Source organism: Bacteroides gallinaceum, from assembly GCF_030373775.1.
GTDB lineage: Bacteria > Bacteroidota > Bacteroidia > Bacteroidales > Bacteroidaceae > Phocaeicola > Phocaeicola excrementipullorum.
Genome location: NZ_JAUDEN010000002.1, coordinates 268851 through 275528, shown reverse-complemented (window position 1 = coordinate 275528; position 6678 = coordinate 268851). Strand labels below are relative to the sequence as shown.

Below are 6678 nucleotides of genomic sequence, written 5' to 3'. Positions count from 1 at the left end.
TAAATAAAAAGGTATGAAAGTTTTTGTTAAGTATTTGATAGGAGTCTTGTTGTGTGTTCCTTTTAGTTTGAAAGCGCAAGATGTGAAATTTGATATTACGCTTAAGGGAAATACGCTGAACTATACCGTTGTCAATGATACGCCGAAAAGTGTATTTTTGGTGCGGTATAATAAATTCAATGAGGAAAGCACTTCGCATTGTGTTCTTTATTATAAGGACAAGGATGGATATGTAGATGAGGTATCGTTTGCTTTAACGGACCGCATCTTCTTTTTGATCAAGCCGGGTGCTCGTTTCAGTTGTGACCTTGACATTTCAGAGATTGACAGACAGAAACTTGTGGAAATATCCGGTAGAGCAACTATAGTGGCGGAAGATGAGCAAGGTAAGTCGGGTATAAGAAATTTGGATAAAAGCATAACATTTTGATTGGTAGTAGAAAATTACTGTCGGTATTCCGTTGTGGACTGATTATTTTGCGGAGCGGCTTTATCCGTCCATCTTGCTGTCCGGCTGTTTCTGGAGAAGTATCGCCGTTTGCTGCTTTATGGCTTTGTCCTTTGGGGACTGGTTGAAAGCGTGGCGGTGGTGTTTCAGCAGACCGGTCTGCTGAGGCTGGCCTTCGCGCGTGAAGCATGCTTTGGGAGAAGCCGGCCTTTTGGCTGTCCTGTCGGTTTCGTTTTGTCTTGACAAGAAATTGTTGTATATCCACTTGTGTGTTTAGTTCTCAATTATAAGGGCATGAAGCAATGTATTGTATGATCTTCATGTCTTTAGTGACCATTCTGGCTTAAACTATAAAGGAATAGGGATACAGAGAACTCAAATAGAAATCTCCGTATCCCTGTGCCTTTGTGTTCGACAAAGGATTTCTCAGAACAGGCTCCACGAAACGGTCAGTCCTGCCATGACGATGGCAACCATGCTCATCAGCTTGACGAGGATGTTGAGGCTCGGCCCGGACGTGTCCTTGAACGGATCGCCTACCGTATCACCCACCACAGTGGCACGATGCACTTCGCTTCCCTTTCCGCCGAAGTTGCCTTCTTCAACGTATTTCTTCGCATTGTCCCATGCGCCTCCTGCATTTGCCATGAAGATGGCAAGCACGAAGCCGGACGAAAGTCCTCCGATAAGCAGTCCGATTACTCCCGGAACGCCGAATATCAGGCCGGTAGCTACAGGAGCAATGATGGCGAGCAGGGACGGGAACACCATTTCGTGCTGCGCTCCTTTGGTGGATATCTGCACGCAGCGCGCATAGTCGGGTTCGGCCTTCCCCTCCAATATGCCTTTTATTTCACGGAACTGGCGGCGTACTTCTTCTACCATGCGCGAGGCGGCGCGTCCCACCGCATTCATGGTCAGTCCGCAGAACAGGAAAGCCATCATGCTGCCGATGAACATGCCTGAAATAACCTTCGGATTCATCAGCGTTACATCGTAATACATCATGAAGTCGGTAAAGCTGGCCTCGTGGACGGCCACTTCAATGCCGTTTGGAAGCTCCAGAATGGCTGTACCGATACGGTCGAGCCCGATACGTATTTCCTCGATGTAGGAAGCCAGGAGAGAAAGTCCCGTAAGGGCTGCCGATCCGATGGCGAATCCCTTTCCAGTGGCTGCGGTGGTGTTGCCCAGCGAATCGAGTGCATCGGTGCGTTTGCGCACTTCTTCGCCCAGGCCGCTCATTTCAGCGTTTCCCCCGGCATTGTCGGCGATGGGGCCGTATGCATCCGTAGCCAGGGTGATTCCCAGTGTGGAAAGCATTCCTACGGCGGCGATGCCGATGCCGTAAAGTCCCATGCTGATGTTGGTGAAGTCAAAGCCTGCGGCAAACCAGTAGGAGAGGATAATTCCTATCACGACAGCAATGACCGGGATAGTCGTTGAAATCATGCCCAGTCCGATACCTGAGATAATGACGGTGGCCGGACCGGTCTTTCCGCTTTCCGAAAGCTTTTGTGTGGGCTTGTAAGACTGCGATGTGTAGTATTCGGTAGAACGGCCGATGATGACTCCTACCACCAGACCGATTACAACAGAGATGGACAGGTTTATCCAGTTGTCGATGCCCAGCAGCCACATGATCAGGAATGTGGCAAAAACAATCAGCACCGAACTCAGGTTTGTTCCGAACGACAGGGATTTGAGCAGGTCTTTCATGCTTGCGTCTTCCCGTGTGCGCACGGCAAATATGCCGAGTATGGAGAGCAGGATGCCCACCGCGGCAATCAGCATCGGTGCGATGACGGCCTTGAACTGCATTTCCGTATCGCCGGAAGCGATGAATGCGGCTGCTCCCAAAGCCGATGTGGCAAGAATCGAACCGCAGTAGGATTCATACAGGTCGGCTCCCATTCCGGCCACGTCGCCCACATTGTCACCCACATTGTCGGCAATCGTTGCCGGATTCCGCGGATCGTCTTCCGGAATCCCTGCCTCCACTTTTCCCACCAGGTCGGCTCCTACATCGGCTGCTTTGGTATAGATGCCTCCGCCTACACGGGCAAAGAGTGCCTGCGTGGAGGCTCCCATTCCGAAAGTAAGCATGGTGGTGGTGATGACGCAAAGTTTGGATGCCGGATTCATCACGTCTTCCGGTATGCAGTATTGCAGCAGCAGATACCAGAAAGAGATGTCGAGCAAGCCAAGTCCTACAACGACCAGCCCCATTACTGCCCCGCTCCGGAAAGCGATCCGCAAGCCTTTGTTGAGCGAGTTGCGCGCGGCGTTGGCTGTCCGCGCCGAAGCGTATGTGGCGGTCTTCATGCCGAGATAGCCCGAAAGTCCGGAAAAGAATCCGCCGGTCAGAAACGCCACCGGAACCCAGTGGTTTTGCAGGTTGAATCCGTATGCCATGATGGCAAAGAAGATGACCAGGCAGACGAAAACCATGGTCACCACTTTATATTGTTGTTTCAGATACGACATGGCACCCGTCCGCACGTGCAGGGCGATGCATTCCATTGTAGGAGTGCCTTCGCTTTCGGCTTTCATCTGCCGGTAGAAGTACCAGGCAAGCAAGAGTGCCAGCGCGGATGACACCGGCACAATCCAGAAGAGAGATGTTTCCATAAGAGCATTGATTTTAGATAATGATATCCAAAGATAGAAAAAGCAATGAGAAAATCTGTTTTCTCTGATTTAAAGAATGTTTAAGGCACTGTCCCTGCTGTAGGCTTTAGCGGTCTGTTTGTCGTTGCCGGAATTTCATGCAAAGTATTGTGTGTTTTGAATGGAGGTTGAGCGTTTAAAATAGTTTAAATAGGGCCTGCCTTTCGTTGAAAAAAATTGTATTTTTGTATCGAAGGTTGAATTTTTACAAAAACTCAAAGAATTATGTTCAGATTGAATGTAAGGCCGTTAGCGGGTGTGCTTGTGCTTTTGCTGTTGGTCGGTATCATGTCGTGTGTGGATAACAGATACGACCTCGACCGTGACATTGACATGACAATCAGTGTGGGAGGGGACTATCTGTCGATTCCCGGTGGAAGCACTGATACCACTTACTTGAGCAAGATCATCACCGAAGGAGATCTTTTGGTTACGGATGCTGCCACGCATGAATATCAGCTTGCGAGGAGGGGCCTTGTAAATGTAGAGCCTACTTCGGTGGGTACGTTTGATATCGGAGAAATCAGTTCCAGCGGCTTTCATCCTGTAGTGATCGTTGGGGGAGGTTCTGCCGTTGGCCGCGGCTCTGTTGAAAAAGAAGTAGATATGCAAGGCAGCTTTAGTCAGACGGTTTTCGGAATAGACGAGGCATTGATGGAGGTGGGCGATGTGGGAGCAGGGGTGCCTGCGAAACTTTCCATTGCTTTTGCTTTTAGCGGCAGCCTGAATTATCAAAGTGTGATAGCCCGGAACTTGCATGTGGAATTGCCTTATTTTTTTGTTGTAAGAGCATGTGATGAAACAAAGGGCGAATTGAGAGGAAATACGTTGGTGCTTGATGGGGTGGTTCTTTCGTCGGGGAACAATGATTCGTTTGCGACGGTTCTTGAAGTGGACGGATATAAATTCGGTGATGCGGCAGGAAATGGTAAAAAGGTTGATAAGGCAAATTCTTCTATAGAAATTGATGGGGAGGTCAATGTGTCAGGTTCTGTAATCACTGTATTTGATGGAAACCTGGATGCTAATACATCTTTGTCTTTTGCTCCCTCGGTTGTGCTCGATGCCATGACTGTCAATAAGGTGACGGGAATTATCCAGCCAACCATCGAAGTAGAGCCGACAAACATCGGGCTGGACGATATTCCCGACTTTCTGAAAGACGATGCGACTCGCCTGGAAGTCACCAATCCGGTCGTTGCTTTCGGTACAGAAAACAAACTTGATACGCCGGTGGAGTTTGATGTGACGCTGGTGTCGCACCGCAACGGTAAAACGGCTCCGCTGGCTACGGTTACGGTGGACGACATTGAAATTGATGCTGGATGCATCACGGCCATTATTCTCTCCCGCCTCGGAAAAAGTGGTTATGCGGATGCCGAGCACGTGAAGAATGTGAAGGTGGAGGATATCAACAACTTGTGGGAACGTATCCCCGACTACATTACGGTGGATATAAGCCCGTCGGTTACTAATCCGAACTATTATACGGTTGAGCTGGACAGGGGGTATGATATGCTGGCCGGTTATGATGTGGTGATACCGCTGAGCTTTGAAAGCGGTCTGAATATTGTTTACAACGATTCGATCTGTGACTTGAACACTGATTTCTCCGACCTTGACCAGGTGGACTTCGATCAGGTCGGCCTGCAGTTCACCGCTGTAAGTACCATTCCGCTCCAGCTCGAACTGAAACCGGAGAATGTGGTAGTCAAGGATATTTACGGGCAGCAGATAGAAGGTATCAAGGTAACTGCCGACGGCAGGAAGATAGCTGAGAGTACGGATGGGACAACGCCGGTAGAGAGTCGGTTTGCCGTAGTCTTTACTTCTGCCGAAGCCGGCGTATTGTCGCGTGTAGACCGTATCTGCTTTAAGGTGACAGCTGTTCCGGGACAGGCCTTGAACGTTCCGCTGAGGGATAACCAGTGGATCCAGATGTCAAAAATCAACTTGAATGTGCCGGGAGGTGTAAAGGTCGACTTGAATTAACGGGTAAAAAGAACCATGATGAAACAACAGATGAAAACACGTGTCGTAACAAGTATATTGTCGGCGGCTGCTGTCTGGGGACTTGCAGGGCCTGCCGCCGCACAGACTCAGAATAATCGTTCCGCCTATTTTTTGGGCGGAGCCACATTCCGTCATGAACTGAATCCTGCATTTATGGGCGAACGCGGATATGTCACTATGCCGGGGCTTGGAAATCTTGCTTTCGGTGCGCAGGGCACATCGGGTGTGGGCGACTTTCTTTTTGTGAAGCAGAACGGCGATCTCATGACTTTCATGCACGAAGATGTGGGCCGTGACGAGTTTCTGAACGGCCTGCCGCGCCGGGTCAAGTTCGGATTCAATCTTGAAGAGACAATTCTTTCTACGGGGTTCTATGCGTGGGGAGGATTCAATACGTTCGGCATCTCGGTGAAGAGCAATACCAATTTTTCGGCTCCCGACGCGCTTTTCAAGTTCATGAAAAGCGGAGTTGACCGTCCCGAAGGCACCCATTACCAGATAGATGATATCAGCGCCGTTTCTACCAACTATGCTGAAATCGCTTTGGGGCACGCCCGTGAGCTGAACGAGCAATGGACGGTGGGAGCAAAGGTGAAGTTCCTGGTGGGACTGGCTAAAGCCACGGTGAAGATTGACCGTCTGGACGTGGTGGCAACTCCCGACTATTGGCAGATAACTCCGTCGGGAGCGCAGGCATACCTTTCCGCCAAGGGACTGGTTGCTCCGACGCGCGGTGAAACGGGAAACTATGATGACAGCGATTATGCGCTGGACGATGCAGGAAACCGTACAGACCAACTGAAGCCGGGCTCTGAAAATCTTCTGTCTTACGATGACCTTGACTTTGATGACAACAATATCGGGCCTACAGGCTTCGGCATGGCGTTTGATTTCGGGGCTACTTACCGTTTGAATGATGAATGGACTTTCTCGGCCGCTGTCCTTGATCTCGGTTTTATCCGCTGGAAGAATACGGTAAAGGCCACGATGAACAATTCTTTTGAGTTTGACGGGTTTACGGAAATTCCTGTCAACTCTGATTTGGGTGATGATGATCCGAACTCGATCGACAATCAGGCAGACCGGATCGGAGATGATCTGGAAGAACTCTCCAAGTTTACAAAGGAAGGCGAGGGATTGAAGCGTACCACTGCATTGGCGGCTACGCTGAATCTTGGGGCGCAGTACACGCTTCCGGCATATGACCGTCTGAACTTCGGACTTTTGTCTTCAACCCGCTTCCAGGGACGGCACTGGTGGACCGAAGCTCGCGTTTCTGCCAATGTTTCTCCTTTGAAATGGTTTGAGGCTTCGCTCAACTATGCCATATCCAACTTCGGCTCAACGGGAGGTCTGATGCTGAACTTCCATCCGCGCGGATTCAATTTCTTCATAGCAGCCGATGCGCCGATGGGCAAGTTCTCACCCAAATATTATGCGCCTGTCAACCGCTTCGCGCTTAATGTCAACTTGGGCATCAACTTTACTTTCGGACCGGAATACAAACGGAAATACAACTGCGTGGAAGTACAGTCGTTGTAATTGTT

Annotated in this window: 5 protein-coding genes; 3 read left to right on the top strand and 2 right to left on the bottom strand. The window is 50.0% G+C overall.

What is annotated here, in order from left to right; genetic code table 11:
* The first annotated feature begins 13 nt into the window (after positions 1-13).
* A complete protein-coding gene (locus QUW60_RS02425; RefSeq protein WP_289558309.1) occupies positions 14-430 on the top strand; it encodes a hypothetical protein in 417 nt (138 codons plus the stop codon).
* A gap of 60 nt (positions 431-490) precedes the next feature.
* Here the strand turns inward: QUW60_RS02425 and QUW60_RS02420 are convergent, their stop codons facing one another.
* Complete coding sequence (locus QUW60_RS02420; RefSeq protein ID WP_289558308.1) at positions 491-694, bottom strand: hypothetical protein; 204 nt, start codon at positions 692-694, stop codon at positions 491-493.
* Between the two features lie 180 nt (positions 695-874).
* Entirely contained in the window at positions 875-3079 is a 2205-nt protein-coding gene (locus tag QUW60_RS02415; RefSeq protein WP_258338446.1) for a sodium-translocating pyrophosphatase, read from the bottom strand.
* Between the two features lie 264 nt (positions 3080-3343).
* Here QUW60_RS02415 and QUW60_RS02410 point away from each other — a divergent pair, with 264 nt between their 5' ends.
* Together QUW60_RS02410 and QUW60_RS02405 are read left to right on the top strand one after the other, a co-directional pair.
* A complete protein-coding gene (locus tag QUW60_RS02410) occupies positions 3344-5110 on the top strand; it encodes a hypothetical protein (RefSeq protein WP_289558307.1) in 1767 nt (588 codons plus the stop codon).
* Between the two features lie 15 nt (positions 5111-5125).
* On the top strand, positions 5126-6673 hold the full coding sequence (locus QUW60_RS02405) for a DUF5723 family protein (protein ID WP_289558306.1): 1548 nt from the start codon (positions 5126-5128) through the stop codon (positions 6671-6673).
* Positions 6674-6678: the final 5 nt, after the last annotated feature.

What these genes read in the sequence shown, in the direction of transcription:
- QUW60_RS02405 (WP_289558306.1), top strand. Translation starts at nt 5,126, where the DNA reads ATGATGAAACAACAGATGAAAACACGTGTCGTAACAAGTATATTGTCG.
- QUW60_RS02415 (WP_258338446.1), bottom strand. Translation starts at nt 3,079, where the DNA reads ATGGAAACATCTCTCTTCTGGATTGTGCCGGTGTCATCCGCGCTGGCA.
- QUW60_RS02410 (WP_289558307.1), top strand. Translation starts at nt 3,344, where the DNA reads ATGTTCAGATTGAATGTAAGGCCGTTAGCGGGTGTGCTTGTGCTTTTG.
- QUW60_RS02425 (WP_289558309.1), top strand. Translation starts at nt 14, where the DNA reads ATGAAAGTTTTTGTTAAGTATTTGATAGGAGTCTTGTTGTGTGTTCCT.